Raw genomic sequence first — 26,621 nt, forward strand, 5'->3', positions numbered from 1 at the left:
CAATTTCGTCAGATGGGTTTTAGAAATTGTCTTTTTTGTTTAAATCTTGTCTTTTTGGGCCGTTAAAATTGTCTTTCCTATTGCGGAATAGTTTTTTTATGTCTATCTTTGTCGTGCAGTACAAGATATAACTGCCACTGATGATGACAAGAAGAATAACACACTTTAGGTGTGACAACAGTATAACATAACAGATCTTTACCTATATAAAAGAAGGCGACAATAGGAGTAGTAAACATCCCATTGCCGCCTTCTTCCTTATGAGCGATTCTGGAGTGACAGGATAAAGGTGACGTGACATCCTGAATGTGGCGTGTCTGCAAGTTCGAGTAAGCCGCCTTGTTGTATCATCATGCGGCGACTCAGGGAAAGACCAATCCCACAGCCGCTACGCTTCGTTGTGAAGAAAGGTACAAAGAGCGACTGGCGGTTCTCTGCTGGAATGGGCATACCGTCGTTGCTGATATAGAGTAGGATGTTGTTGGGCATCTCATGAGCCTCTGTTTCAATGTCGATCTTTTTTGCGTCAGCCTCAATGGCATTCTTGACTAGGTTCATGAGTACTTGTCGAAGCATGCCGGCATCGGCAATTATGGTTAGGTCTTTCGTTATGTCTATATTCCAAGTTAACTGTGGATAGGTTTTCCTAATATCTTCAATCATGTCGCCCAGGTTGACATTGCTTACCTTGGGCTTCTCCAACTCCGATATCTTGCGGTAGTTAACCACAAAGTTGCTCATGTGTTTTGACGTTTCAAAGATGGCGCGAATGCCATCCTCGAGTGGTGTCCCCTTCACGTCCTCTCGGTTCATTAGCGATTGGCTGATACTCGTGATGGGCGCAGTGGCATTCATCATCTCGTGAGTCAGCACGCGGGTCAGTCGTTCCCATGACTCCACTTCGTTTTGATTCACCTGCTGACGAATGGTTTCCCCTAATTGGTTCAGTGTTTCCTGCATGGCTCGTTCCCCGAAGAACATACCATGTGTAGGTATGCGAAATGTGAAGTCTCGGTTACGGATGGCTTCCTGCATCAGGTGGGCGCGAAGGCGTAGCTTATGCTGGTGGTGGACAAACCATGCCACCATCGACGCGCATCCAACACCTATTATGATATATAGCCAGGTCATAGCCGCTTTATCTTGTTGTAGAGCGTCTGTCGGGTGATACCCAGAATCTCTGCAGCCTGTGTGAGGTTACCATGACAATGGTCGATGGTACGGCGAATATGCTCCTTTTCCATTTCATCGAGACTCACAATCTCATTGCGCATGTCAAGAACATCCTTCAACTTGTGCACCAGTTCGTCATTATCCCATGGTTTGGTAATGAAGTCCGAAGCACCGTTCTTTAGCCCCTTTACCGCCAGGTTGACATCAGCATAGGCTGTCAGCAATACGATTGGCGTTTCAGGATGCTGCTTGCGAATGGCGCGCAGCCAGAATAATCCTTCAGTACCATTATTGACACCAAGCGTGAAGTTCATGTCAAGCAGCACTATGTCAACAGGCTGCTGAGCCATCATTTTCAGAATGTCATTGGGCTGGCTGGTGGTCAGTACATGTTCAAAAGTGCTGTCCAGCAAATAGCGCATCGCTGTCAGAATAGAAACGTTGTCGTCTGCGATAAGTATGGTTCCGTACTTGTTCATGTTGCAAAAATAATCATTTTCCGTCAATAAATCATACATTCAACTGTATAATTTTTAGACGTTTTGCTCTTCTGCGCCGGAAAAAGTATGGCGGTATTAAGTAAAAGAATTAACTTTGCGGTATGAAAAAGACGATGATTGCGCTATTGATAATGACATCGGTGCACGTTGCGGCTCAGGAGAAATGGACGATGCAACAGTGCATGCAGTATGCTGTTGCACATAATCATGAGGTGAAACGAGCAGAGTTGGAACTCGATAACTACAAGGCTGCCAAGACAAGTGCCATCGGCCGCTTCCTGCCTGCTGTTGATGCCGGCATCGGTGCCCAGTATAATTTTGGTCGTGCTATTGATCCTGAGACCAATGGCTATACGGATGTCAGTACTTTTTATAATGATTACTCCCTACACACTTCGCTGCCCGTCTTTGATGGCTTCAGTCGCTTGCATGTCTTGAAAGCGGCAAAGGCTGGTGAACTGATGGGACGTGCTGCCCTGCGGAAACAGCAGGATCAGATAGCACTCAGTACACTTCAGGCCTATACCAATGTGGTCTATTACGAAGGATTGGTGAAGATGGCCGAAGAGAAGGTGGACGAGACTGAGCTTCTGCTAAAACAGATACATCTGTTGGAGGAGGTGGGACGCAAGAGTGCAGCCGATGTTGCACAGGTAGAGTCGCAGAAAGCCGAGGCAGACTATGAGTTGACCCGCCAGCAGAACCTTTTCTCCTTGGCCATGTTGGAGTTGAGAAAGGAAATGGGAGTCTCTCTCTCGTCCTCCGAAGCAGATACCATTGTATTGGCTCCTATGGAGTTCATTGACTCAACCGATAGGGTAATCGAAGCCCCCTCAGGGATTGTGGGAGGGCCGTCTGTAGATGTTGCCCACTATCAGGTACAAGTCTCTAAACACGAGTGGCGTCAGGCCCGTGCCGCGCTTTTTCCTGCTCTCTCGCTAAGTGCGGGTCTGAACACCACTTATTTTCATACCCTTCATTCCAGTGTAGGCCAGTCTTTCCGCAGTCAGTTTAAGAACAATATGGGTGAGTATGTTGGTGCTACATTGAGTATCCCCTTGTTTAATCGCTTGCAGACTGTCAGCAATATCCGCAAAGCCAAGAACAACTATCGAATGGCTTGTGAGTCTTTCGAACAGACACGGTCGGAACTGGAGAAACTCGCTTGTGAGGCCTGGCACGACTGGCAAGCCTATCAGAAACAAACGGAACAGATGAAACACAAGGTTGAGGCCGACAGCTTGGCTTACCAACTGACGCGCCGACAGTTTGAGGAAGGCCTTAGCACGGCTATTGACTTGCGGACGACTTCAGCACAGTTGCTTAATTCTAAAGCCACGCTGCTTCAGTGTCAGTTGATGACTATTGTCAAAGAACAATTAATAAGATATTATAGAGGTGAAACAATATGGACAGAGTAATCGAAAAGACAAGAACTCAGCGCCTGATGAAGCACTGGCCCTATGCGGTTGGTGGCTGTCTGGTATTACTTATTGTTGGCTGGTTGCTGTTTGGTAACCATGCTTCCACGCTTCGAGTGAACAAGGATGACCTGACCATCAGCGACGTGCAGAGTGCAGAGTTTAAGGACTATGTCCGTACCAACGGACAAGTGATGCCTATTCAGGTGGTTCAGATATCGCCAGAGGAAGGTGGCATCGTGATGGAGAAGGTGGTCGAGGAGGGTGCGATGGTACACAAGGGTGATGTCATCGTTCGTTTGAGCAATTCAAGCCTCGACTTACAGATTCTAAATGCCGAAGCCGAACTTGCCGAAAAGCAGAACCTATTAAGAAATACGCAAGTCGCCATGCAGCAAGACCGGCTGAACAATCAGACGGAACAGGCACAGCTGGATATGGATACTCAGCGCAAGCAGCGCACCTACGAGCAGAACGAACGTCTCTATGGTGAGAAGTTGATAAGCAAGGAGGATTATCTTCGTTCGCAAGAGGACTATCAGCTCTCTGCCAAGAAACGCTCGCTGGTGACAAAGCGCCTGAAGCAGGACTCTATCTATCGCACCGTTCAGATGGATCAGATGGAGGACAACCTGCAGAACATGCGCAAGAATGTGGTGCTGGTTCGACAGCGTAAGGACAAGCTCGAGATTCGCTCTGCCATCGATGGCGAGTTAGGGCTGCTCGATGTGGAACTGGGACAGAGCATCCAGCCGGGGCAGAAGATTGGCCAGCTGAATGATTTGTCTGATTATAAGGTGCAGGCCATGATCGACGAACACTATATCGACCGTGTGCGCCAAGGACTTACTGCCACCTTCACGCGCAACAACAAGCAATATCAGCTGCAGGTGCGCAAGGTATATCCGGAGGTGCGCGATGGCAAGTTCCGCTGCGATTTCATCTTCAAAGGTGAACGTCCGGAGAACATCCGTTCTGGTCAGACCTATTACATCGACCTCGAACTGGGACAGCCTGAACAGGCTTTGATCATCCCTCGTGGCACCTTCTTCCAGACCACAGGCGGACAGTGGATATTCGTACTTGACAAAAACGGAGAAAAAGCCTATCGCCGCAATATCCGCATCGGTCGCCAAAATCCGCAGTATTACGAGGTACTTGAAGGACTGGAACCTGGCGAACGTGTTGTCACCAGTGGTTACGAGGCATTCAAGGATAATGAGGTGTTAGTGATTAAATAAACAAGGTGTTACGATATGAATGTATTTAGAAATATGCTTCACATGGCTTGCCGATTCAAGACGGCCACGGTGCTCAACTTCCTAGGACTGACGGTAGCCTTTGCTGCCTGCTACCTGTTCTTGACGCAAGTAACCTATAATCATTCCTACAATAAGGGACTGACCAACTATCAGCAGCTTTATCGCGTGGAAGTGCCTGCGATGTTTGACCACAGCAAGTGGCAGTCGAATGTAAACCGCTTCTTGGCAGACGAGTTGGCTAAGTTGCCTCAGGTGGAAGGTATGGCTTTGCTGCAGTGTTGGCAGAATGATAGTCGTTTTACGAAAGACGGTACTGAGTTTACATTTAAGTCTTGTAAGGTTAGCAATGATGCGCTGAAGACTATGGCTCCACGCCTGCTCGACGGCAAACTCGGTTGGAAGGATGGTGACCAGAAAGGACTGATCATTCCTGCCTCAGTAGCCGTAAAGTATTTTGGGACTACGCAAGTGGCGGGTCGCTGTATGTGGAACGACAAGGACAGCATTGTTGTGAGAGGTGTCTATGAAGATTTTCCTGACAACAGCATCATCGACAATTACGTCTATGGCTGTATGGGAGACGAGAATGAGGGAAACTTCCAGAACTACAACTATAACTGCTATCTGCGCTTGAGGGAGCAGATGGATACGGAGAAAGCCAAGCAACAGATTCTAACCCCGTTGGTAGAGAATATGCATCAGATGTACATCGAACACGGTGTTGAGGATCAATGGGATGAGGAAAAAACGAAAGAAAGTCTCAACCTGCGCCTGCAACCCATCACAGAGACTTGGTTCGCAGGTGTTGACCCTGAGCATGACAGAGGTAACAAGGCTGTTGACTGGATTCTCCAACTTTCGTGCCTCTTGGTGCTGATAATCGCTGCCATCAACTTTCTGAACTTCACGCTGGCTGAGAGTCCGATGCGTATCAAGAGCATCAACACACGTCGCGTGTTGGGCAGTTCTGTGTCATCGCTCCGCCTGGGCGTTGTCGCTGAGTCTGTATGTACTTCGCTTTTAGCATTTCTGTTGGCAGTCATAGTCAGCTATCTGTTGTCGCAGTGGCCATTCATTAGCGAACTCACCGTTGGCAGCAGTGCCTTAGGCGATCATCCATTGCTATTGGTGTGTCTTTGTTTGGCAGCCATTGTTGTTGGTATCGTTGCTGGTGTCTATCCAGCTTTCTATGCAACCAGTTTCCAACCTGCACTCGTCCTGAAAGGTTCCTTTGGACTTACGCCTAAGGGTCGCCAACTGCGCACCTTATTGCTTTGTCTGCAGTTCCTTATCACCAGCGTGATGGTGGTCTATATCGGCATCCTCTATCTGCAAAGCTACTACATCTTCAACTCCGACTATGGTTACGACAAGGACGAGATTCTGTATGCGGATACTTGGGAACTGTTAGACAAGCAGGATGCCCTGCGCTCGGAGCTGATGCAGCAGACGGGTGTGGTTGATGTGGCCTATTCGCAGTTCTCTCTGGGAACTGGCGACAGATATATGGCTTGGGGACGCGGTGACAAGAATCATCAGGTGCAGTTCACGGTTCTGCCCGTGGACTGGCACTATCTTCACACCATGGGCATTCAGGTAATTGAAGGCCATGACTTCATGGAGCACGATGGCGATTGCTATATCATCAATGAAGCAGCCCGCAAGAAATGGGACTGGGTAGAGATTGACAAAAAACTGCTGGATGACGACCTCACGGTGATTGGTGTGTGCCAGAATGTGCGCTTTGCTTCTACCCGTGTGGACAACAACGACTCGCCCATGGCCTTCATCGTTTATGGCGAGACCTATCTCAGTCGTGGGTGGACCAATAACCTTGGGGTGATGAACGTGCGTGTGGCAGCAGGCACCGATAAGGTACAAATGCGCCGGAAGATTAAGGATATCTGCATGAAGCTCGGCGCACCGCACGAGCCGGATGTGAAGTTCCTCGATCAGCAATTGGAAAATACCTACCAGGAGGAGTTCCGCTTCATCCGTCAGGTCATGGTGTTCTCTTTCATCTGTCTTGTTATCACGCTCATCGGCGTGTTCTGTATGACGATGTTCGAAACAGAGTATCGTCGCAAGGAGATTGGCATCCGCAAAGTGATGGGCAGCTCTACCAGTCAGATTCTGGTCATGCTCAGCCGTCGCTATGTGTGGCTGCTTGTAGGTAGCTTTGTGATGGCAGCCCCCTTGGCGTGGTACATTGGCACACAGTGGCTACAGGGCTTTGCCGAGCGCACACCTGTATATTGGTGGCTCTTCCCATTGGCCTTCCTTGCGGTGGGTGTCGTTACCCTTGCCACCATCATCATTCAGAGCTGGCGCACGGCCAATGAGAACCCAGTGAACAGTATAAAAACAGAGTAAAAAGCAGTAAGTGGAGAGTGGGTGTCAACAAATCATACGACATACCGTCTAAAGATTAGACGAACGGCCTTCAGGCGGTCTGAAAAGCTTGCATGGAAAGAGTAATGATCGTAAATTTGCAATGTGAAAACAAAAGAACCAGAGTATTAACAATAAAAGATTACGATTATGAAAAAGTTTATGATTTGCTCGATGATGTGCCTGATGACGTTGATCTCAAATGCACAAGTAATGACATCTGCCTCTGTCGATCATCTTATTGACTCAGCCATTAAGGATGAAACGGGGTATGTACGTGATACCCATCGTGATGCTCATGGCAATATAACGATGATGGAAGTATATAAGGACCAGTCGAAACGCAAAGCCGACACCATGCTGAAGCCCGTCTGCCGCTATGAGTATCAGTATGCAGAGAACGGCTTGCTCGCCAGTCGTACGAAGTATGTGTGGCGAAAGGAGCAGTGGCAGTGTGCCGCCCGTTATGACTACTCGCTCGAGAATGGCATCTATACGGTCAGCTATAGCCGATGGAACAAATCAAAGGCTTGCTTCGGTCAGCCCGTGAGTCAGATCAGTTACACGTTGCTGCCGGACGAAAGTATTGCCGGCGTGTCGGTCTATGGACGTCATCGAGGCGATGATGCACTGAAGCTGGAGTGGCAGGCACTCGTGGATAGTCACTCAGACCATATGAACTATTATATCACTCAGAAATAAACTATGAACGTATTTAAATCTCTCAATCAGCGCGGCCAGCACAATTGGATCAAAATATTGTGCTTGGCCGTTGGCTTGGCTACTGGTATCGTATTATTAGGTAAGGCTGGCTTCGAACAGTCGTGGGACAAGGACTTCGATACGAGCGACCGTATCTATGTGCTTTATGAGGATGTTATCCGAGATGGCGAATATCAGCATTACTCACAGACTTCAGGTGCTATCGCCCATGGGCTGAAACGTTACTGTCCGCAGGTTGAGGCGGCCACCCGCTATACGGGCTTCAGCTGGAACATGCCATTGGTTACCGAGGATGACAGACGTGTTCGCACCAACTTCTTTTTTGTGGATAGCTGTTTCTTTGATGTTTTCCCTTACCGCGTGTTGACTGGTGACGCCAAGAAGATACTCAGTCAGCCAAACTATTGCATGATACCCCAATCGTTGGCAGAGAAACTGGGCGACGATGTGATAGGTCAGAAGGTCTATTATAACAGACACGGTGGTTTTGAACTGACAATCGGAGGCGTCTATGAGGATATTCCCTTGAACACGCGCCTTCACGATTTGGAAGTGCTGGTGGCTATGCCCACGCTACCCCAAGTGATATGGGACGGACGTGATAACTGGGTGGGCAACGACCGCTACTTTAGCTATGTGCGCCTGGCTAAGGGTAATACCCCCGACGACCTGAAGCCGCAGATTGAGAAGATGAAGCACGACAACCTGCCTGAGGATGAGCTGAAGAAGGCTGGCGTGGATCTCGGCTATTCGCTGCGACCATTGGCTGACTACCATACGCAGGATGAAGCCATACAGCGTATGGTGTGGATTGTGTCACTCTTGGCTGTCATATTGATTGGTTGTGCCGTGATGAACTATCTCTTGCTGGTGGTTGGCGGCATCAGTCGCCGTGCCCGTGAGATGGCTGTCCACAGATGCTATGGTGCTGAGGCTCTTAATATCTACCGTCGGGTGCTGGCTGAGAGTGCGCTTCATCTGTTGCTATCGTTGATACTGGCTGCTGCATTGCTGCTTGTGTTCCGTGATACGATTGAAGAACTGACGGGTACCACGCTCCCGATGATTCTGACGGCAGGGCATAATATGTGGTTCATCGCTATTACCTGTCTGGTGGTGCTGGTCATCACGGGGTTGGTGCCTGGCTGGGTCTATACCCATATCCCCGTGGCTGCTGCCTTCAAGAATTACAGCCGTAGCCATCGTGTGTGGAAGATGCTGTTGCTGGGCCTGCAGTTTGCCTCGGCTACCTTCCTCTTTGCCTTGTTGATGGTGGTGGGTCGCCAGTACCAGCTCATGGTGAACGATAATCCTGGCTACGACTACTTTACGTTGGGTGATATCAATACCGACGAGCTCTCGTTGCAGCAAAGAAACCTTGTTGTAGATGAGCTCAGGAAGTTGTCGGGTGTAAAAGGTGTCACCACCTCGTATGCCTATTTGCCGGAGATGCAGAGTGGCGACAATATCTTCCTGCCCGATGAGGATCGCGAGTACTTGAATGTGGCAGACCTTTTCGATGTGGGTGATGACTATTTCGAGGTGATGGGTATTCCCGTTGTCGAGGGCCGCACCTTTACGGAGCAGACGGATTCTATGAACGAGGTGATGGTGAGCAGACAGTTCGAGGAACGTATGAAGGAACTGGCTGGTTGGGACCAGGCTGTGGGTAAGCAGATTATCTGTACGTCGTACGCTGGTGTACACACCATCGTGGGTGTCTATGAGGATCCTCGCCTGGGCAGTATTACCTATCCTGATACACGCCCCAGTGTCTGCTTCTATGAACGTACGGGTAAGTACACCCACCATATCACAGTGCGCTTCCACGATATGGAAGTACTCGATGCAGCCAACAAGCGTCTGCACGAACTGGTTCCTGAGAATCCCGACGTGGTGATTCGTCCTTATACGCAGCTGATGACGCAACTCTATACCGATGCCCTTCGTTTCCGTACCACGGTGATGATAGGTGGCGTGGTGGCTCTCATTATTGCGTTGATAGGACTGATTGGTTATATGGCTGGTGAGATGGCGCGCCGACAGAAGGAGATTGCCATCCGTAAGGTGAACGGTGCACATATCATCGATGTACTGCAGCTCTTGAATCGTGATATCCTCCGTGTGGCATTGCCTGCGGTTACCATTGGTGCCATCGGTGGCTGGTATGTATCGCGCTTGTGGTTAGAGCAGTTCAGCGAGAAGGCTGTTCTGTCGCCAGTACTCTTCGGCCTTTGTGCCTTGGCTGTGGTGGTTGTCATCCTCACGGTGGTATGTGCAGGCTGCTATCGGGTGGCCAGCAGCAATCCTGTAGATTATCTTAAGAATGAATAATAATCAAACAATATAAAAACAATGATACGATTAGAAAACATACAGAAGGTGTTCCGCACGGAAGAGGTGGAAACCGTAGCACTGGGCGGTGTGTCGCTCGAAGTGAAGAAGGGTGAGTTTGTGGCCATCATGGGTCCTTCGGGCTGTGGTAAGTCCACCTTGTTGAATATACTGGGTTTGCTCGACAATCCTACCAGTGGCTCTTACTATCTCGATGGTGAGGAAGTGGGGGCGCTGAAGGAGAGCCAGCGCACGAAGGTGCGCAAGGGACAGATAGGTTTCGTGTTCCAGAGCTTCAACCTGATTGATGAATTGAATGTAGAAGAGAATGTTGAGTTGCCATTAACATATCTGGGTGTTCCGAAGAAGGAACGCAAGCAGCGTGTTGAGGAGGTGCTGCGCCGCATGGCTATCAGTCATCGTGCTCATCACTTCCCTCAGCAGCTCAGTGGTGGTCAGCAGCAGCGTGTTGCCATTGCTCGTGCCGTAGTGATGAATCCTAAGTTGATCCTTGCCGACGAGCCTACGGGTAATCTGGACTCAAAGAATGGTCTAGAGGTGATGCAACTGCTTACCCAACTGAACCAGGAAGGTACTACTGTCGTTATGGTGACACACTCGGAGCGTGATGCTGGTTATGCTCAGCGCATCATCAACCTGCTCGATGGGCAGGTGGTGCCAGAGGTCAGTCTGTGATACGAAAAAAGGTGGTCGGTTATTTCGACCACCTTCTTGCTTTCTGCTGTCGGGATGAGGCGACTCGAACGCCCGACCCCTACGTCCCGAACGTAGTGCGCTACCAACTGCGCTACATCCCGATTGCTGTCAGTTTGTTTTCAAACTGGCTGCAAAGTTACTATTTTCTTGCCGATTCAGCAAATTTTTAACTGAAAAGTTTAAAGCAGCTCTGGCAACTGATAGAGTTTGGTTCCGTTGGAGCCTTTGACAAGAATGAGCTTGTGCTGGGGCTTCTGCTGCTGCAGTTCGGCCTTCACGGCTTCCACGTCGGCAAACTTACGGTAGTCGGTGCGGGTCTTGCCGAACTCTTCGCCCACCAGCCATATGTTTTCCAGTCCACTGGCTGCCAGCAGGTCAACAATCTTCTGGTGCTCCTCGGCACTGACTTCGCCCAGTTCGCGCATGTCGCCCAGGATGGCCATCTTCTCCTCGCCCTCCTTGGTTTCCACCATATGGAAGTTGTCGAGGGCTGCCATCATGCTCGATGGGTTGGCGTTATAGGCATCCACGATGAGGCGGTTGCTCTGTGTCTCAACCAGTTGCGAGCGGTTGTTGGTGGGCACATAGTTCTCCAGGGCATGGTCTATCTGCTTGCGGTCCACGCCGAAGTTGATGCCCACGGCGATGGCAGCCAACAGGTTGTCGATGTTGTAAGAGCCAATGAGGTTGGTCTGCACCTTGTGCCACTTCTGCGAAGCGCCCGTCTCCTCGAGCTCCATCAGAGGCTTGCGCCAGCGGAACTTCAGCAGTGGGTCGCAGCTCAGCACCTCGCCCGAGATACAGCCATACTGGTTGTCGGGATCGGTAGAGTAGGGCGTACACCACATGTCGTCGGTGAGCATATCCACCAGATAGTCGTTGTCGGCATTGATAAACACCAGTCCGTCTTCCTTAGAGCGCAGGTAGTCGTAGAGCTCGCCCTTGGTCTTGACGACGCCCTCGAACGAACCGAAGCCTTGCAGATGGGCACGGCCTACGTTGGTGATGAGGCCGCAGGTGGGCTCGGCAGTCTCCACCAGCGTCTTGATGTCGCCAGGATGACTGGCACCCATCTCGATGATGGCAATCTCGTGTTCCTTTGTGAGGCGCAGCAAGGTCTTGGGCACACCCACGTCGTTGTTGAAGTTGCCCTCGGTGGCGAGCACGTTGTACTTCTCAGACAGCACGGCCTTGATGAGCTCCTTGGTGGTGGTCTTGCCGTTGGTGCCCGTGATGCCGATCACAGGGATTTTGAACTGGCGGCGATGCTCGCGGGCAATGTCCTTGAACGTCTGCAGACAGTTGTCAACAAGGATGTAACGGTCGTCTTTGACCACCTCGGGATTGTCAACGATGGCATAGGCACACCCCTTCTGCAGGGCGCCCTCTGCATAGAGGTTGCCATCGAACTTCTCGCCCTTCAGAGCCAGGAAGATACTGCCTTCGGGACAGTCGCGGCTATCTGTGGTGATGCACGGATGCTGCTGATATAGCTTGTATAGTTCTTTAATATCCATACCTTTGTTTGTTTTTCTACTGCAAAAGTACGAAGAAGTGAGCGAACCACCAAGCGTTTGCCCACTTTTTTCGGTCTGCCAGCGTGTGGCCTTGCCGCCTTTCCGTTCTGAAAACGACACTTTACTCAGCCGATAGCACTACCTTACTAACTCAATAGTGGCACTTTGGCTACCTTTCGACTTAAGTCGTGAGATCTTTCGACTTAAGTCGTGAGAACTGTTGACTTAAGTCGTGAGATCTGTTGACTTAAGTCGAAAGATCTGTTGACTTAAGTCGTAAGATACAAAAGCATAACTATCAGGGCGCTATTCCTACGCATACGCGTCGCCATAGTTCCCACCTTGAGAGGCTAGGGCTGAGGTTTTAGGACTGGCGCTCAGTTTTTTTTCTATTTCCTGCCGTTAATTGCAAATAATTAAGTAATTTTGCAGGCAAATAAAGTACTACGATGGCATACACACTGAATATCAAGGGACAACTGCTCGATCTGAGCGAGCCGCGCGTGATGGGCATACTGAACGCTACACCTGACTCGTTCTTTGCCGGTAGTAGAAAACAAACAGAACAGGAGATTGCCGATCGCGCTCGTCAAATCGTGGACGAGGGCGGCACCTTTATTGACGTGGGCGCCTTCTCGACACGTCCCGGTGCTGCCGAGGTAACCGAGGCGGAAGAGCTGGACAGGATGCGTCGCGCCTTGCAGATAGTGAAGCGCGAAGTGCCCGATGCCATCGTCTCGGTGGATACGTTTCGTCCGGCCGTGGCACGCATGGCCGTAGAGGAGATGGGTGCCGACATCATCAACGACGTGTCGGAAGGCGGTGTCACGGGCATTGTTGGCAAACAGTTGGCCGCAGAAGGCGGCGAGGTGCCACAGATATTCCGCACGGTGGCCAGTCTGCAGGTGCCCTACATCCTGATGTCGGTGCAGAAAGACCTGCACGACACGCTGATGGCCTTTGCCAAGAAGGTGCAGCAGCTGCGCGACCTGGGCCAGAAAGACATCATCCTGGATCCGGGCTTCGGCTTTGGCAAGACCCTGGAAGACAACTACCGACTGATGGGCGAGATGGAGAAGCTGCAGGTGATGGAGCTGCCATTGCTGGTGGGCATCTCGCGCAAGTCCATGATATACCGCCTGCTGGGCACCGATGCCGACCGCGCCCTGAACGGCACCAGCGTGCTGAACACCATCGCCCTGATGAAAGGCGCCTCTATCCTGCGTGTGCACGACGTGAAAGAAGCTGTGGAGTGCGTGAAAATTGTGAGTAGCAGCATGGCATCGAGATAATGAACTAACTGAATAAACGAAAGAAAAAACATGTTTTTTGAATTCGGACTGAAGGATTTCCTCGACATATTGTTTGTAGCCATAGGTCTATACTATGTTTACAAGCTGATGCGTGAGTCGCGCTCGCTGAACGTGTTTGTGGGTGTGCTCATCTTTGTGGTGGTATGGCTGTTTGTGTCGCAGGTGCTGCAGATGCGCTTGCTCGGCACCATCCTCGACCGCTTGGTCAGTGTGGGTGTGATAGCCATCATCGTGCTGTTTCAAGACGAGATCCGGAAATTCCTGTATAACCTAGGTGCCCATCGTCGCATCAGGAGCTTCGTGCGCCTGTTCTCGCCAACACATGTAGAAGAGGAGGACAAAGCCAAGCTGAAGAAAAACATCATGCCTATCGTCATGGCCTGTATGTCGATGGCCAAAGGCAAGGTGGGCGCACTGATCGTGATAGAGCGTTCCACACCGCTGAACGATGTGGTATCCACTGGTGAGGAACTCGACGCTGAGATCAATCAACGACTGATAGAAAATATCTTTTTCAAGAACTCGCCCCTGCACGACGGTGCCATGATCGTACGCGACCACCGCATCAGGGCCGCATCCTGTATCCTGCCGGTGAGCCACGACCTGGACATCCCGAAAGAACTCGGACTCAGACATCGTGCCGCCCTGGGCATGTCGCAAGAGAGCGACGCCCTGTGTATTGTGGTCAGCGAAGAGACGGGTGGCATCTCGATAGCCCGCAACGGACAGTTCCGCCTGCGCCTCTCGGCCGAGGAACTGGAAGCCGTGCTGACCGAGGGCATGGAATGACAAACATTATCTACAAAATAAAAATAAACAAATAAAACAATGGATTTATTAAGTCAAATTGTTGCGCGTGCTAAGAGTAACAAGCAGCGCATTGTACTTCCTGAAGCAGAGGAAGAGCGCACCCTGTGTGCCGCAGACCGTGTACTGGCCGAGGATATGGCCGACATCATCCTGATTGGTAATCCTGCAAAGGTTGAGGCCCTGGCTAAGGAGAAGGGACTGACCCATATCGGCAAGGCCACACTCATCGACCCCGAGAACTATGAGAAGAGCGAGGAACTGGCAGAGAAACTGGCCGAGATTCGTAAGTCGAAGGGTATGACCATCGAGCAGGCTCGTGAGCTGGTGAAGAACCCCTTGTACCTGGGTTGTATGATTATCAAGACCGAGGGTGCCGACGGTCAGATTTCTGGTGCTCTCTCTACCACAGGCGACACCCTGCGTCCTGCACTGCAGATCATCAAGTGTGCTCCTGGCATCACCTGCGTGAGCGGTGGTCTGCTGCTCATCTCTAAGCAGAAGCAGTATGGCGAGGATGGCGTACTGGTGGTTGGCGACGTTGCCGTGACACCTATGCCCGATGCTGCCCAGCTCTCACAGATCGCAGTGTGCACCGCCCAGACCGCCAAGAGCGTGGCTGGCTTCGCTGAGCCCCGCGTGGCTATGCTGAGCTTCTCTACCAAGGGCAGCGCTAAGCACGAGGTAGTGGACAAGGTTGTTGAGGCTACGAAGTTGGCTAAGGAACTTGATCCTTCTTTGAAGATCGACGGTGAGCTGCAGGCTGACGCTGCTCTGGTGCCATCAGTAGGTGCCAAGAAGGCTCCCGGTTCAGACATCGCCGGTAAGGCCAACGTGCTGGTATTCCCCAACCTCGAGGTGGGTAACATCGGCTATAAGATGGTGCAGCGTCTGGGTGATGCCATCGCTATCGGTCCTATCCTGCAGGGTATTGCACGTCCTGTCAACGACCTGTCTCGCGGTTGCTCGGTAGAGGATATCTACTACATGGTAGCCATCACCGCTTGTCAGGCTATGGACGCTAAGAAGTAGGACCCACCCCCAACCCCTCCCTGTATGGAGGGGAGTGGATACAATTAGAATAATCATTTAAAGAATGCCCCTATAACTCCTATTGGTAAATACTCCTCCCCATACAGGGGGAGGCTGGGAGGGGGTCGATAATTATGAAGATATTAGTTTTGAATTGTGGCTCTTCGTCTATCAAGTACGCCCTGTACAATATGGATGACAAGAGCGTGATGACCAGCGGTGGCGCAGAGCGCGTGGGTTTGGACAATGCCTTCGTAAAGGTGAAGCTGGCCAATGGCGAGAAAAAACAGATTATGCACGACATCCCCGAGCATACCGAGGGCGTGAAGTTCATCTTCTCTTTGCTCACCGATCCTGAGATTGGTGTCATCAAGAGTCTCGACGAGATCGACGCTGTAGGCCACCGTATGGTGCACGGCGGCGAGAAGTTCAACCAGTCTGTAGTGCTCACCGACGAGGTGCTGAAGGCCTTCGAGGAGTGCTCTGACCTGGCTCCGCTGCACAACCCCGCCAACCTGAAGGGTGTGAATGCCGTGAAGGAGTTGATGCCCGGTCTGCCACAGGTAGGCGTGTTCGACACTGCCTTCCATCAGACCATGCCTGCTAAGGCTTATATGTATGCCATCCCCTACGAGCTCTACGAGAAGTACGGCGTGCGTCGCTACGGCTTCCACGGTACCTCTCACCGTTATGTGTCAGCTCGTGCCTGCGAGTTCCTGGGCATCAAGGCCGAGGGTACCAAGATGATTACCTGTCATATCGGTAACGGCGGTTCTGTGGCTGCTGTGCTCGATGGCAAGTGCATCGACACCTCTATGGGTCTGACTCCACTGGAGGGTCTGGTAATGGGTACACGCTCTGGCGACATCGATGGTGGCGCTGTCACCTTCCTTGAGAAGAAGCTGGGCTTGGATGCCGACGGCATGAGCAACCTGCTGAATAAGAAGAGTGGTGTGGCCGGTATCACTGGCGGTTCAAGCGATATGCGCGACGTAGAGAACGCTGCCAAGGCTGGCGAGCCCCGTGCCGTGTTGGCTCAGCAGATGTACTTCTATCGCATTAAGAAATATATCGGTGCTTACGCAGCTGCTATGGGTGGTGTTGATGTGATTGTCTTCACTGCCGGTGTAGGTGAGAACCAGATCTCTATGCGTTCTGAGGTATGTAAGGGCCTGGAGTTCCTGGGCGTGAAGTTCGACGAGCAGAAGAACAACGTGCGTGGTGAAGAGGCTATCATCTCTGCCGACGACTCAAAGGTCAAGGTGGTAGTCATCCCAACCGACGAGGAGCTGATGATTGCTACTGATACGATGAACCTGCTGTAAGCTTATAGCTTCATAAGCTAGATAAAAAAAAAGATATGGTTAGTTTCTGCATTCCAGACTAATCATATCTTTCTTTTTTTTATCTTTTGTCTTTTATCTACACCTTGCTTTCCCCTTCAATGTATTGTTGCATAAAGAGGTGCTCGCCATCGTAGACCACATAACTGAATTGGCTAATCCAGTCGCCGAGGATAATGGCACGCGCTTTCTTGCTGACCTGTAGGTCAATCTCGATATGACGATGGCCGTAGATGAAGACATCCACGTTGGGATGCGTCTTCATGTAGTCCTTCGTGTAGAGGATGAGGTGCTCGCGGTCCTCACCCATGTATGGCGGCTCTTCGCCATTGGGACGCTTCATGCGTGAGTGCCTGGCCCATGTTTGTCCGAACCACATGCCCCAACGGGGATGGATGGCAGAGAACAGATGTTGGCAGACGGGATTGTGGAATACCGCACGGATGAACTTGAACTTCTTGTCGGGATCGCCCAGACCGTCGCCATGAGCCATGAAGAATATCTTGCCGTAGAGTTCAACGGTAAGAGGCTGCTTGTGAAGAATAACGCCACACTCGCGCTCCAGGTAGTTGAAAGCCCAGATGTCGTGGTTGCCAGTGAAGTAGTGAACCTCCACGCCCATGTCGGTTAACTCGGAAAGCTTTCCAAGAAAGCGCGTATAGCCGCGGGGCACCACAAACTTATACTCGTACCAGAAGTCAAACATGTCGCCCAACAGATAGATGGCTGCCGCCTTATCCTTGATGCTGTCAAGGAAGCGCACCAGTCTGCGCTCCTGCATGCGACGGTGGTCAAGAGCCCATGAGCCCAAGTGGGCATCGGATAAAAAATAAATCGATTTCATCGCTTTCTTTTTTATAAGTGAGAGGTGAGAAGTGAGAGGTGAGAAGTGTTGTTAGACTGTGCTGAAAAATTATGGCACAGCTTTCTGCTTAAGTGTCTTGATTGATGCTGTAAGCAGTTTAACCAGTTCATCGGCATCTTGGTAAATAGAGTTGTATTCATCTTCATTAAGAAATTCTCCTTTATATAAGTTTTTAATCCAGAAAGTGGTTTCGTCGGCCTCTTTGAGGGCGATACTTAGTTTGTGGATGAAGTCTGCATGACTCTGAGCATTTTTGCTTTCCATAATGTTAGCGCCAATGCTCGTGCCGCTTCTGAAGACTTGTTTAGAAATGACAAATTCCTTCTTCTGCTGCGTGAGGTACTTGTACATTTTGATGATTCGTCCTGCAAAAGCCTCAGATTTCTCCAATAGAAAATATCCTTTGTCGGTCATGTCTCAAATCTAACAATACTTCTCACTTCTCACTTCTCACTTCTCACTTCAATCAAATCCCAATTCCACGCGTGCTTCTTCTGACATCATGCTTTGATCCCATGTGGGTTCGAATACGAGGTTGATGTTGGCAGACTTGACGCCTTCGACGCTCTCTACCTTGGTGCGGACATCCTCGAGGATGAAGTCGGCGGCGGGACAGTTGGGAGCGGTGAACGTCATGTCGAGATCGACGGTGGCGTCCTCGCTGACGTCAATCTTGTAGATCATGCCCAGGTCATAGATGTTGACCGGGATCTCGGGATCGTAAACGGTCTTCAGAACGTCAACAATCCTTTCTTCTATTTGAGTTTTCTCTTCTTGTGTCATATTATGAGTGTTGTTAGTGCGTAGCGGTCATGGGGAAAGCGTATGTGGTCGTGCCCTCATGCGTGTTGATGCTGATGCTGACAGAGTCGGCGCTCAGGTCAGACAGTGGGATGCTGAAATAGCTGCGGAGCGAGTAGTAGGCCGGCACACCATTCTGGTCGTGATAGAACTGCAGATGGATGGTCTTTGTGCCGTCGGTGTTGACCTTCTTGCCAAGCAGATGCGCTGCAACTATGTGCTTGGCCTCCGTGTCGGTGGTGCTGCCCACCATCAGGCGCACGCCGAGGTTCAGGTAGGTGCCGTTGGTGCTCACCCAGCAGGTCTCCACCTTCAGCGGGTCGGTCTTCATGTCCTTAATCTGTTGGGGACGTAAGACGGTGACACGGTTGAAGCTGATGGCGTCAGCCTGTTTGTCGCCCTTGTTGTAGTACAGGATGCCGCGATAGGTAGAGTCGGCGGTGGTGATCCAACTGGTGGTGAAGGGTGGGGCGGTGACGAGGCGCTCGTCTTCGTCGGTCACCACAAAGTCTATCTGCTTGTTGCTGTTGGCATGGGCCATCACCATCTCGGCAAGCATGTGAGAGTAGGGTCCTTCACCCTTGTCATAGACATCTTGCGTGCAGGACGATAGAGCCAAAAAGGCCACAGCGAGACAGAGCAGTTTTTTCATTGTGCAGCTATTTTGTTCTTGACGGGGTTGGCATACATGGTCAGCATCTTCTCGCGCAAAAAAGCTTCATCCTTGTTGGGGATGGTGATCTTGGCCATTTGCTTGGCAAGATACTGCTCGAAGCGCTGACGGTCGGCATCGCTGTAGTGGCTGGCCTCTGCGGTGTTGCCATTCAGCAGGTCGAGGGCCACGTAGTTGCAGGGATAGAGCGTATAGCCCTGGTGGATGGCGCGGTCCATGCGCTGACAGAGCGTAGCGTAGTACTCCTGTTTTGGGAGACCTTCGAGCTCGTCGATCCACTCGTTAATGGGCTTGCCACAGTAATAGGTGACGCGTCCCTTGTAGCCCAGGATGCCCGTCTTCATATTGTCGAGGTCGTCCTGCTTGCTCTTCTTGAAGGCAGGGTTGTCGCGTTTCAGTTGGAACTCCTGAGCCTTCAGGTAGTCGCAGGGGTCGAACTCGTAGCTGATGGTCAGCGGCACGATGTTCAGTTCGCGCAGGTCGCCACCCATGGCCAGCATCTTCAGCACGGCTTCCTGGGTGTGGTCGCTAGAGTCCTTGGCACGACCTTCGCGCTGAGCAATCCAGATGTTCTCGTGCTTCTGCTGCACGGCATAGTGGATATAGCTGCTCATCAGTTGGCTGGAGCGCAACATCTCCTTGGGCGTCAGGCCACGGCGCACGGTGAACGCCTTGTTCATGCGCACCAGTCGCTTGATCCACGGGTAGATGAGCAGGTTGTCGCCAATGCCAATCTCTACGGTGGTGGGATAGCCCGCCTCGATGAGTTTCACGTCGAGAAAGGCAGAGTCGAGCACGATGTCGCGGTGGTTGCTGATAAAGGTGAAACGCGGCTGTAGCTTGTCGGCCGGCATCTCGCTGTTATCCAGGAAGCAACCGTCGGTGTGCTTGCGTATGATGTAGTTCACCACCGGCTTCATGAAACGAATCTGGAAGTCCAGCGGTGTCTTGATGCCTGTGAAGGCGAGGCGCAACAGGCCATTGCGCAGCGACTTAGGCAGCCAGGGCATGAAGCCCTTCATGATGATGTTGAACTGGCGGTCGCTGAGCAGGTCGTTGAAGGCCTGTTTCATCTCTTCGGCCTCGTATGGCCGGATATCGTCAAACTCGTTACTTATCATACCTCTTACCTCTCATTTCTCACTTCTCACTTACCTAGAATTGGTTCTCGATGATGTCGGTCAGCACATCCTTGATATCAAGGCCGGCGGCACGTACCTGCTGTGGAATGAAGCTGGTAGCGGTCATGCCAGGTGTCGTGTTGACCTCGAGCATAGAGATCTTCTGGTCCTTAGAGATGATATAGTCAATGCGGATGATGCCGTTGCAGTGCAGGATGTCGTAGATTTTGCTGGTGAGTTCAGCCACGCGCTGAGCGGTCTCTTCGGGCAGACGGGCAGGGGTGATCTCCTGTACCTGACCATTGTACTTGGCATTATAGTCGAAGAAGTCGTTCTGGCTCACCACCTCGGTAGCGGGGAAGACCACCGACTTGTTCTTGGTCTTGTAGCAGCCGATGCTGATCTCGGTGCCTTCGAGAAACTGCTCGATCATCACCTCGTCGCTCTCCATCATGGCCACGCGCATGGCAGCAGCCAGCTGGTCGGGCTTAACAACCTTGGAAACACCGAAAGAGCTGCCGTCGTTGGCTGGCTTGACAAAGCAAGGCATGCCCACGATGTCGATGATGGCTTTCTTGCTGACTTCGTGCTCCTGTCCGCGACGCACCAGCACACTCTCGGCCACCTTGACACCGAAACCACGCAGGTAGTTGTTCAGTACGAACTTGTCGAAGGTCATGGCCTCTACCAGTACGCCACTGGTGCTGTAGGGCAGGTGGATCAGGTCGAAGTAGCCCTGCAGGATGCCATTCTCGCCAGGAGTGCCATGGATGGTGATGTATGCGTAGTCGAAGAGGCGCGTCTTGCCGTCCTCCTTGAACGAGAAGTCGTTCATGTTGATACGCGCAGTGGTACCATCGTTCAACTGCACCTTCCAGTCAGTGCCTTTAATCTCAACGATATATACGTTGTAACGGTCTTTGTCAAAAAATGAATAAAGGCCCTGAGCCGAGCGCAATGACACGTCGTGCTCAGAAGAGTCGCCACCGCAGACGATGGCAATAGTGCGTTTTTGTAGTTGCATAGTGTATTATTGGTTATTTTTTAATCTTCCTCTCCATTTCTCTATCACTGCCGTCAGGTCCTCGGGCCAGTCGCTGGTGAAGTCCATCTGCTCACCGGTGCGGGGATGCACGAAGCCCAGGGTGCGGGCATGCAGGGCCTGGCGCGGACAGAGCTTGAAACAGTTGGCAATGAATGCCTTGTAGGAGGCAGTGCGCTCGCCACGCAGGATCTCGCAACCGCCATAGCGCTCGTCGGAGAACAGCGGATGACCGATGTGCTTCATGTGGGCACGAATCTGGTGGGTGCGACCCGTCTCTAGGCGGCACTCCACCAGCGTGGTGTAGCCATAGCGCTCCAGCACACGATAGTGGGTGACGGCGGGCTTGCCGATCTCTGAGTCGGGTGGAAAGACAGCCATGCGCTGGCGGTCCTTCGGATCACGACCGATGTTGCCTTCGATGCGTCCCTCGTCTTCCACGAAGTTGCCCCATACCAGCGCGTTGTACGAGCGGTGGGTGTCGTGGTTGAAGAACTGCTTGCCGAGATGTGACTTCGCCTCGGGCGTCTTGGCCACCACCAGCAGACCGCTGGTGTCCTTGTCGATGCGGTGCACCAGTCCCACCTGCGGATCGTTAGGGTCGTAGGAGGGCAGGTTGCGCAGATGCCAGGCGATGGCGTTGACCAGTGTGCCATGGAAATTGCCGCAACCGGGATGCACCACCATGCCGGCAGGCTTGTGGATGACCATCAGGTCGTCGTCCTCGTAGCGTACGTCCAGAGGAATCTCCTCGGGTTCGATGGTAGTGTCGTAATGGGGTCTGTTGAGCATCAGGGTGATGATGTCGCCCGAACGCACCTTGTAGTTGCTCTTGACAGGTCGGTCGTTGACAAACAAAAAACCAGCATCAGCCGCTTGCTGAATGCGATTGCGGCTGGAATGCTGGGTATGCTCTGTGAGGTATTTATCGATTCGTAGAGGAACTTGTCCGCGGTCAACTTCCAAGCGCATGTGCTCGTAAAGCTGCTGATCGTCGGTCACTTCGTTCTCACCTTCCAGAAGGTCAAGTTCCTCGTCTTCGTTGATGTAGTTATCTATGTTCAATGTGCTATGCTTTGTTTATTCAAACACTTCCAGGAAATCATCTACGTCGTCGTTGGAAGCACCGTTGCCCGATGACTTGGCGCCCGTGCTGTCGGCGCTGCCCCAACCGCCCATGTCATCGCGGTCGCCAATGGCGCCATTGCCGATGACGAGTACCAGTTGCGACTCTTTGGCCACCATGTCGCCTGCCGAGAGGTTGCGACCATCCAGCTGGATGCCATAGACCCAGTCTTTCTCGCCGTCAATCAGTTTGGGAGGCAGCATCTTGAAGTCGAGTGCCGAGAGCTTGGCCTCTGCTTCGCGGTAGCTGCTATTGTCTATCAGGTCGGGGATGGCCACGCGGGGCATGGTCAGCGAGTTGATGGTCACATAGACGATGCGTCCCTGCTTGACCATCATGCCCTTCTCGGGTTGCTGTGTCAGGATGCAACCGCTGGGCAGCGCCTTGTTGTAGCTGGAGTCGTTGACCACCAATATCAGACCTTCTTCCTCCAGGTCGCTCTGCGCTTTCTGGTAGTTGACACCATAGAGGTCGGGCATCTCGATGCCGTCACCATGGTGCGTATAGGAATCCAGCCAGCAGATCAGCGCAATGAATAGCGCAATGATGGTGATAAAGACTGCCAGTAGGTTGCCCCAGATGATAGGTGCTTTGAGTTTTTCTTTTATTTCTTTGAAATTCATTTCTATGTGTTCTGTACTCTTGATTTGAATGCAAAGATAAAAAGATTCTACGAATCTTGCAAGTAAAATGAAAAAATAAATGGGATGAAACCTCTCGGTTCATCCCATTTTAGCTATCTGTTTATGACAAGCGGAATTTATTTTCCGTGGTTCTCGTCAGAAACGGTCAACTTCTTACGGCCCTTGGCGCGACGTGAAGCGAGCACGCGACGTCCATTCTTTGTGGCCATGCGCTCACGGAAACCATGCTTGTTCACGCGGCGACGGTTGTGGGGTTGAAATGTTCTTTTCATTGCAATGAATCTTTATTTATTAGTATTTATTTTCTCGAAATCGTCTCGATTTGGGCTGCAAAATTACATAAATCTTTTTAATTACGCAAGTTAAATGCTAATTTTTTCACTTTTCACTTTTCACTTTTCACTTTTTTTCGTAACTTTGCACCCGGAAATTAATATTATACATTATAATTTTTATGATTAACTCACAAGACATTAAGAAAGGCACCGCCATTCGTATGGACGGTAGCATTTGGGTTTGCATCGATTTCCAGCATCGCAAGCCAGGTAAGGGAAACACCATCATGATCATCAAGCTGAAGAACGTTAGTGATGGTCGCGTGTTGGAGCGTCGTTTCAACATCGGTGAAAAACTGGAGGACGTCATCATCGAGCGTCGTCCTTATCAGTATCTCTACGAGGACAACTCTGGTCGTATCTTCATGAACCAGGAGACCTTCGAGCAGATTCCCATCGACAACGAGCTGGTAATCGGTCACGAGTACATGAAGGAGAGCGACATCGTGGAGGTTGTTTCTGACACCACCGATGGTACTATCCTCTATGCTGAGATGCCTGTGAAGACTATCCTCCGCGTGACTCACTCTGAGCCCGGTATCAAGGGTGACACCGCTACCAACACTCTGAAGCCCGCTACGCTGGAGACTGGTGTTGAGGTGCGCGTTCCTCTGTTCATCAACGAGGGCGACCTGATTCAGGTAGATACCCGCGACGGTTCTTACCTGGCTCGTGCTAAGGAGTAATCCAATTGACAATTGATAATTAAGAATTGACAATTGAAATATTCTATCATCGTTCCGGTCTTCAATCGTCCTGATGAAGTAGAAGAACTCCTGGAGAGTCTCTGCCATCAGGAGGTAAAGGACTTTGAGGTTATCATCGTTGAAGACGGATCGAAGAAACCATGCAAGGATGTCTGCGACAAGTACGCAGGCATCCTTGATTTGTTTTATTACTACAAGGACAACAGCGGGCCGGGGCAGAGTCGCAACTACGGTGCGGCGCGTGCTCATGGCGACTGGTTGATAGTCTTGGATAGCGATGTGGTGCTGCCTGATGGCTACCTGAAAGCTGTGGACGACGCGCTGGCGCAGCACGACTGCGATGCATGGGGTGGCCCCGATGCCGCTCATCCGTCGTTTACACCTGTACAGAAGGCCATATCCTATTCGATGACGTCCTTCTTCACCACCGGAGGCATCCGTGGTGGAAAAACTAAACTTGACAAATTCTTTCCGCGCTCCTACAACATGGGCATCCGTCGTGAGGTGTACCAGCAGTTGGAGGGCTTTTCTAAGATGCGCTTTGGCGAGGATATCGACTTCTCGTATCGCATCGTGGAGGCGGGATTTAAAACGCGACTGCTGCCCGCCGCCTGGGTGTGGCATAAGCGTCGTACAGATTTCCGGAAGTTCTTCCGCCAGGTTTACAACAGTGGCATTGCACGTGTGAACTTGGAGAAGAGGCATCCCGGCACGATGAAACTGGTGCATCTGCTGCCCACGGTATTCACCGTTGGTGTCTTCGGCCTGCTGCTCTTGGCGCCGTTCACCTGCGGGTGGTCGCTGCTGCCACTATTGCTTTATGCGTTGCTCCTCTGCGTGGATTCAACCGTCCTTCATAAAAGTCTGCACGTGGGGCTGCTGAGCATTCCTGCGGCTTTCGTCCAACTGATGGGCTACGGCATGGGATTCATAGAGTCGTGGTGGAAGCGCTGTGTGCTGAAAAGAAGCGAGTTCTCTGCTTTTGAAGAGACATTCTATAAATGATCCATAAACTGAACATTACCCAATGGGCTGAAGAAGACCGTCCACGCGAAAAGATGGAGCGGTTGGGGGCTCAGGCGCTGAGTGATGCCGAACTGCTGGCTATCCTTGTTGGCTCAGGATCGCCTGAGGAGGATGCGGTGTCGCTGATGAAGCGCATACTCAATGAGTGCAACAACAACCTGAACACGCTGGGCAAGAAGTCCATCAACGATCTGTGCCAGTTCAAGGGCATCGGACCGGCAAAGGCCATCACCATCATGGCAGCCTGCGAACTGGGCAAGCGCCGACAGCTGGAGACGGCCGAGGAACGGCCAGACCTAGGTACGGCAACTCTTATCTATAACCACATGCATCCCGTGATGCAGGATTTGGATGTGGAGGAGTTCTGGGTGTTGCTGATGAACCAGAACTACCGTCTCATCAAGAAGGTACGCATTGCTCATGGCGGTATCAGCGAGGTGAGTGTGGATATCCGCATCATCATGCGCGAGGCTGTCTTGTCGAATGCCACCATCATGGCGGTCTGTCATAATCATCCCAGTGGGAGCATCCGTCCCAGCCGACAGGACGACGCACTGACGGAGAGCATTCGTAAGGCTTGTCAGCTGATGCGCATCCATTTTGCCGACCACGTCATCGTGGCCGACGGCATCTACTATTCTTACCGTGAAGAGGGTAGGCTGTAGTTTTTGGTAGAAAGAAAAAAACGAACCATGGAAGATGGTTCGTTTTGTAGTTCGCCAACTTGGCGGCGATATAGGATTCAATACGACTTATGAGCGTGATGCGCGTTTGGTGATGTAACTGCCTGCCATCGACAGTACCAGCACGCCGAAGATGAATGCCAGCGACCAAACGGTGGGCACTTCGATGTGGGGCATGTTGAGCTCCAAGCCTGCCCATGCTGCCAACTGATTGATGTATTCGTTCATGGCAAGCAACATCTTTACACCAACAAAGATAAGGATGATGCCAAGACCGTATTTCAGATAAGTGAAATATTGGGCCACGGCTGCCAGTGCGAAATAGAGGGCACGCAGTCCGAGGATGGCAAAGATGTTGGAGGTCAGTACGATGAACGGATCGCGGCTGACGGAGAAGACGGCAGGGATGGAATCGACGGCGAAGGCTACATCGGTGGTCTCGATGACCAGCAGGGTGATGAAGAGCGGTGTGGCCAGTCTTTTAGCGCCTTCTTTGATAAAGAACTTATCGCCGTGCATCTGGGTGGTCACGGGGAAGAACTTCTTAAACACTCTTACCACAATGTTTTGCGATGGGTCGCTTTGCTGTTCGTCGCTGTGAGAGAACATCTTTCCACCTGTATAGAGCAGGAACAAGCCGAAGAGGCCCAGCACCCATTCGAACCGTTCTACCATGGCTGCACCGGCAAAGATAAAGATGCTGCGCAGCACCAATGCGCCGAAGATACCCCAGAAGAGCACCTCATGCTGGTATTTGCGCTCTACGCCAAAGAACGAGAAAAGCATCAAGAACACAAACAGGTTGTCCATCGATAGCGATTTCTCTATCAGATAACCTGCCAGAAACTCTGTTGCTTTCTCATGAGCATCCACCGGATAAAACAGATAGATGCCTGCACAGAAGACCAGTGACACGCCAATCCAGATGGCGGTCATCTTCAGTGCTTCTTTGATGCTTACTTCATGCTCTCCTTTCTTGCCGAACATCTTCAGGTCGGCAATCAGCATGATAAATACGAGAACGTAGAACACAATCCACGCCCAAAGGGGTAGTATCTCCATTGT

Annotated in this window: 26 protein-coding genes and 1 tRNA gene; 13 read left to right on the top strand and 14 right to left on the bottom strand. The window is 51.4% G+C overall.

From position 1 onward, the window contains the following. Positions 1–258: 258 nt before the first annotated feature. Positions 259–1,131 (bottom strand): sensor histidine kinase, encoded by an 873-nt coding sequence (locus T433_RS0110020; RefSeq protein ID WP_248616511.1) that lies wholly within the window; start codon positions 1,129–1,131, stop codon positions 259–261. Further along, positions 1,128–1,652, bottom strand: a complete 525-nt coding sequence (locus tag T433_RS0110025; RefSeq protein WP_027450645.1) for a response regulator — start codon at positions 1,650–1,652, stop codon at positions 1,128–1,130. Before T433_RS0110025 ends, T433_RS0110020 begins: the two co-directional genes overlap by 4 nt. A gap of 122 nt (positions 1,653–1,774) precedes the next feature. Between T433_RS0110025 and T433_RS0110030 the strand changes: the two genes are divergently transcribed. The 6 genes from T433_RS0110030 (at position 1,775) to T433_RS0110055 (ending at position 10,500) form a co-directional block, all read left to right on the top strand. Further along, positions 1,775–3,094, top strand: coding sequence for a TolC family protein (locus T433_RS0110030; protein ID WP_027455702.1), 1,320 nt, complete (start codon positions 1,775–1,777; stop codon positions 3,092–3,094). Then, complete coding sequence (locus tag T433_RS0110035) at positions 3,082–4,335, top strand: efflux RND transporter periplasmic adaptor subunit (RefSeq protein ID WP_027450643.1); 1,254 nt, start codon at positions 3,082–3,084, stop codon at positions 4,333–4,335. Before T433_RS0110030 ends, T433_RS0110035 begins: the two co-directional genes overlap by 13 nt. Positions 4,336–4,350: 15 nt before the next feature. Further along, positions 4,351–6,729, top strand: a complete 2,379-nt coding sequence (locus T433_RS0110040; protein WP_027455703.1) for an ABC transporter permease — start codon at positions 4,351–4,353, stop codon at positions 6,727–6,729. A gap of 168 nt (positions 6,730–6,897) precedes the next feature. After that, positions 6,898–7,449: a DUF3836 domain-containing protein gene (locus T433_RS0110045; protein ID WP_081778452.1), complete on the top strand. Its 552-nt coding sequence runs from the start codon at positions 6,898–6,900 to the stop codon at positions 7,447–7,449. Positions 7,450–7,452: 3 nt separating this feature from the next. Next, on the top strand, positions 7,453–9,804 hold the full coding sequence (locus T433_RS0110050) for an ABC transporter permease (RefSeq protein WP_027455705.1): 2,352 nt from the start codon (positions 7,453–7,455) through the stop codon (positions 9,802–9,804). A gap of 21 nt (positions 9,805–9,825) precedes the next feature. Beyond that, complete coding sequence (locus T433_RS0110055; protein WP_027455706.1) at positions 9,826–10,500, top strand: ABC transporter ATP-binding protein; 675 nt, start codon at positions 9,826–9,828, stop codon at positions 10,498–10,500. A 49-nt stretch (positions 10,501–10,549) separates the two neighbouring features. Here T433_RS0110055 and T433_RS0110060 read toward each other — a convergent pair. Next, positions 10,550–10,622 (bottom strand) — tRNA-Pro (locus T433_RS0110060). Positions 10,623–10,700: 78 nt separating this feature from the next. Beyond that, positions 10,701–12,038: a UDP-N-acetylmuramoyl-tripeptide--D-alanyl-D-alanine ligase gene (locus tag T433_RS0110070; protein ID WP_027455707.1), complete on the bottom strand. Its 1,338-nt coding sequence runs from the start codon at positions 12,036–12,038 to the stop codon at positions 10,701–10,703. 449 nt (positions 12,039–12,487) lie between these two features. Between T433_RS0110070 and folP the strand changes: the two genes are divergently transcribed. The 4 genes from folP (at position 12,488) to T433_RS0110090 (ending at position 16,515) form a co-directional block, all read left to right on the top strand. Further along, entirely contained in the window at positions 12,488–13,330 is an 843-nt protein-coding gene (gene folP, locus T433_RS0110075; RefSeq protein WP_027455708.1) for a dihydropteroate synthase, read from the top strand. 30 nt (positions 13,331–13,360) lie between these two features. After that, positions 13,361–14,140 (top strand): diadenylate cyclase CdaA, encoded by a 780-nt coding sequence (cdaA, locus tag T433_RS0110080; protein ID WP_027450635.1) that lies wholly within the window; start codon positions 13,361–13,363, stop codon positions 14,138–14,140. A 39-nt stretch (positions 14,141–14,179) separates the two neighbouring features. Beyond that, positions 14,180–15,190 (top strand): phosphate acetyltransferase, encoded by a 1,011-nt coding sequence (gene pta, locus T433_RS0110085; protein WP_027450634.1) that lies wholly within the window; start codon positions 14,180–14,182, stop codon positions 15,188–15,190. A 134-nt stretch (positions 15,191–15,324) separates the two neighbouring features. Further along, entirely contained in the window at positions 15,325–16,515 is a 1,191-nt protein-coding gene (locus T433_RS0110090; RefSeq protein WP_027450633.1) for an acetate kinase, read from the top strand. Between the two features lie 97 nt (positions 16,516–16,612). Here T433_RS0110090 and T433_RS0110095 read toward each other — a convergent pair whose 3' ends face one another. The 9 genes from T433_RS0110095 to rpmH all read right to left on the bottom strand — a co-directional run bounded on the left by T433_RS0110095 (position 16,613) and on the right by rpmH (position 23,077). After that, the gene (locus T433_RS0110095) at positions 16,613–17,377 is read right to left on the bottom strand and encodes a UDP-2,3-diacylglucosamine diphosphatase (protein WP_027455709.1); all 765 of its coding nucleotides are present in this window, start codon (positions 17,375–17,377) and stop codon (positions 16,613–16,615) included. Positions 17,378–17,446: 69 nt separating this feature from the next. Further along, the gene (locus tag T433_RS0110100; protein WP_027455710.1) at positions 17,447–17,812 is read right to left on the bottom strand and encodes a four helix bundle protein; all 366 of its coding nucleotides are present in this window, start codon (positions 17,810–17,812) and stop codon (positions 17,447–17,449) included. 48 nt (positions 17,813–17,860) lie between these two features. Then, a complete protein-coding gene (locus T433_RS0110105; protein ID WP_027455711.1) occupies positions 17,861–18,181 on the bottom strand; it encodes a metal-sulfur cluster assembly factor in 321 nt (106 codons plus the stop codon). A 13-nt stretch (positions 18,182–18,194) separates the two neighbouring features. After that, positions 18,195–18,851, bottom strand: a complete 657-nt coding sequence (locus T433_RS0110110; protein ID WP_027455712.1) for a NigD1/NigD2 family lipoprotein — start codon at positions 18,849–18,851, stop codon at positions 18,195–18,197. Next, entirely contained in the window at positions 18,848–19,993 is a 1,146-nt protein-coding gene (locus T433_RS0110115; RefSeq protein ID WP_027455713.1) for a hypothetical protein, read from the bottom strand. Before T433_RS0110115 ends, T433_RS0110110 begins: the two co-directional genes overlap by 4 nt. Positions 19,994–20,027: 34 nt before the next feature. After that, entirely contained in the window at positions 20,028–21,017 is a 990-nt protein-coding gene (locus T433_RS0110120) for a D-alanine--D-alanine ligase (RefSeq protein WP_027450627.1), read from the bottom strand. 6 nt (positions 21,018–21,023) lie between these two features. Continuing rightward, positions 21,024–22,094: an RluA family pseudouridine synthase gene (locus T433_RS0110125; RefSeq protein WP_081778454.1), complete on the bottom strand. Its 1,071-nt coding sequence runs from the start codon at positions 22,092–22,094 to the stop codon at positions 21,024–21,026. A 21-nt stretch (positions 22,095–22,115) separates the two neighbouring features. Then, positions 22,116–22,784, bottom strand: a complete 669-nt coding sequence (locus tag T433_RS0110130) for a PASTA domain-containing protein (RefSeq protein ID WP_027450625.1) — start codon at positions 22,782–22,784, stop codon at positions 22,116–22,118. Between the two features lie 137 nt (positions 22,785–22,921). Continuing rightward, entirely contained in the window at positions 22,922–23,077 is a 156-nt protein-coding gene (rpmH, locus tag T433_RS0110135) for a 50S ribosomal protein L34 (protein WP_027450624.1), read from the bottom strand. 182 nt (positions 23,078–23,259) lie between these two features. Between rpmH and efp the strand changes: the two genes are divergently transcribed. The 3 genes from efp to radC are packed head-to-tail and all read left to right on the top strand — an operon-like array spanning position 23,260 to position 25,538. Further along, positions 23,260–23,826, top strand: coding sequence for an elongation factor P (gene efp / locus T433_RS0110140; RefSeq protein ID WP_027450623.1), 567 nt, complete (start codon positions 23,260–23,262; stop codon positions 23,824–23,826). A gap of 33 nt (positions 23,827–23,859) precedes the next feature. After that, a complete protein-coding gene (locus tag T433_RS0110145) occupies positions 23,860–24,852 on the top strand; it encodes a glycosyltransferase family 2 protein (protein WP_027455715.1) in 993 nt (330 codons plus the stop codon). Next, a complete protein-coding gene (radC, locus tag T433_RS0110150; RefSeq protein WP_027455716.1) occupies positions 24,849–25,538 on the top strand; it encodes a RadC family protein in 690 nt (229 codons plus the stop codon). Before T433_RS0110145 ends, radC begins: the two co-directional genes overlap by 4 nt. Positions 25,539–25,625: 87 nt before the next feature. Here the strand turns inward: radC and T433_RS0110155 are convergent, their stop codons facing one another. Then, positions 25,626–26,618 carry a TerC family protein gene (locus T433_RS0110155; RefSeq protein WP_027450614.1) on the bottom strand — a complete coding sequence of 331 codons (993 nt, stop codon included), beginning with the start codon at positions 26,616–26,618 and terminating at the stop codon, positions 25,626–25,628. Positions 26,619–26,621 lie beyond the last annotated feature (3 nt).

The sequence above is a fragment of the Xylanibacter brevis ATCC 19188 genome, assembly GCF_000621725.1.
Classification (GTDB): Bacteria; Bacteroidota; Bacteroidia; order Bacteroidales; family Bacteroidaceae; genus Prevotella; species Prevotella brevis.

What these genes read in the sequence shown, in the direction of transcription:
- T433_RS0110020 (WP_248616511.1), bottom strand. Translation starts at nt 1,131, where the DNA reads ATGACCTGGCTATATATCATAATAGGTGTTGGATGCGCGTCGATGGTG.
- T433_RS0110025 (WP_027450645.1), bottom strand. Translation starts at nt 1,652, where the DNA reads ATGAACAAGTACGGAACCATACTTATCGCAGACGACAACGTTTCTATT.
- T433_RS0110030 (WP_027455702.1), top strand. Translation starts at nt 1,775, where the DNA reads ATGAAAAAGACGATGATTGCGCTATTGATAATGACATCGGTGCACGTT.
- T433_RS0110035 (WP_027450643.1), top strand. Translation starts at nt 3,082, where the DNA reads ATGGACAGAGTAATCGAAAAGACAAGAACTCAGCGCCTGATGAAGCAC.
- T433_RS0110040 (WP_027455703.1), top strand. Translation starts at nt 4,351, where the DNA reads ATGAATGTATTTAGAAATATGCTTCACATGGCTTGCCGATTCAAGACG.
- T433_RS0110045 (WP_081778452.1), top strand. Translation starts at nt 6,898, where the DNA reads ATGAAAAAGTTTATGATTTGCTCGATGATGTGCCTGATGACGTTGATC.
- T433_RS0110050 (WP_027455705.1), top strand. Translation starts at nt 7,453, where the DNA reads ATGAACGTATTTAAATCTCTCAATCAGCGCGGCCAGCACAATTGGATC.
- T433_RS0110055 (WP_027455706.1), top strand. Translation starts at nt 9,826, where the DNA reads ATGATACGATTAGAAAACATACAGAAGGTGTTCCGCACGGAAGAGGTG.
- T433_RS0110070 (WP_027455707.1), bottom strand. Translation starts at nt 12,038, where the DNA reads ATGGATATTAAAGAACTATACAAGCTATATCAGCAGCATCCGTGCATC.
- folP (WP_027455708.1), top strand. Translation starts at nt 12,488, where the DNA reads ATGGCATACACACTGAATATCAAGGGACAACTGCTCGATCTGAGCGAG.
- cdaA (WP_027450635.1), top strand. Translation starts at nt 13,361, where the DNA reads ATGTTTTTTGAATTCGGACTGAAGGATTTCCTCGACATATTGTTTGTA.
- pta (WP_027450634.1), top strand. Translation starts at nt 14,180, where the DNA reads ATGGATTTATTAAGTCAAATTGTTGCGCGTGCTAAGAGTAACAAGCAG.
- T433_RS0110090 (WP_027450633.1), top strand. Translation starts at nt 15,325, where the DNA reads ATGAAGATATTAGTTTTGAATTGTGGCTCTTCGTCTATCAAGTACGCC.
- T433_RS0110095 (WP_027455709.1), bottom strand. Translation starts at nt 17,377, where the DNA reads ATGAAATCGATTTATTTTTTATCCGATGCCCACTTGGGCTCATGGGCT.
- T433_RS0110100 (WP_027455710.1), bottom strand. Translation starts at nt 17,812, where the DNA reads ATGACCGACAAAGGATATTTTCTATTGGAGAAATCTGAGGCTTTTGCA.
- T433_RS0110105 (WP_027455711.1), bottom strand. Translation starts at nt 18,181, where the DNA reads ATGACACAAGAAGAGAAAACTCAAATAGAAGAAAGGATTGTTGACGTT.
- T433_RS0110110 (WP_027455712.1), bottom strand. Translation starts at nt 18,851, where the DNA reads ATGAAAAAACTGCTCTGTCTCGCTGTGGCCTTTTTGGCTCTATCGTCC.
- T433_RS0110115 (WP_027455713.1), bottom strand. Translation starts at nt 19,993, where the DNA reads ATGATAAGTAACGAGTTTGACGATATCCGGCCATACGAGGCCGAAGAG.
- T433_RS0110120 (WP_027450627.1), bottom strand. Translation starts at nt 21,017, where the DNA reads ATGCAACTACAAAAACGCACTATTGCCATCGTCTGCGGTGGCGACTCT.
- T433_RS0110130 (WP_027450625.1), bottom strand. Translation starts at nt 22,784, where the DNA reads ATGAATTTCAAAGAAATAAAAGAAAAACTCAAAGCACCTATCATCTGG.
- rpmH (WP_027450624.1), bottom strand. Translation starts at nt 23,077, where the DNA reads ATGAAAAGAACATTTCAACCCCACAACCGTCGCCGCGTGAACAAGCAT.
- efp (WP_027450623.1), top strand. Translation starts at nt 23,260, where the DNA reads ATGATTAACTCACAAGACATTAAGAAAGGCACCGCCATTCGTATGGAC.
- radC (WP_027455716.1), top strand. Translation starts at nt 24,849, where the DNA reads ATGATCCATAAACTGAACATTACCCAATGGGCTGAAGAAGACCGTCCA.
- T433_RS0110155 (WP_027450614.1), bottom strand. Translation starts at nt 26,618, where the DNA reads ATGGAGATACTACCCCTTTGGGCGTGGATTGTGTTCTACGTTCTCGTA.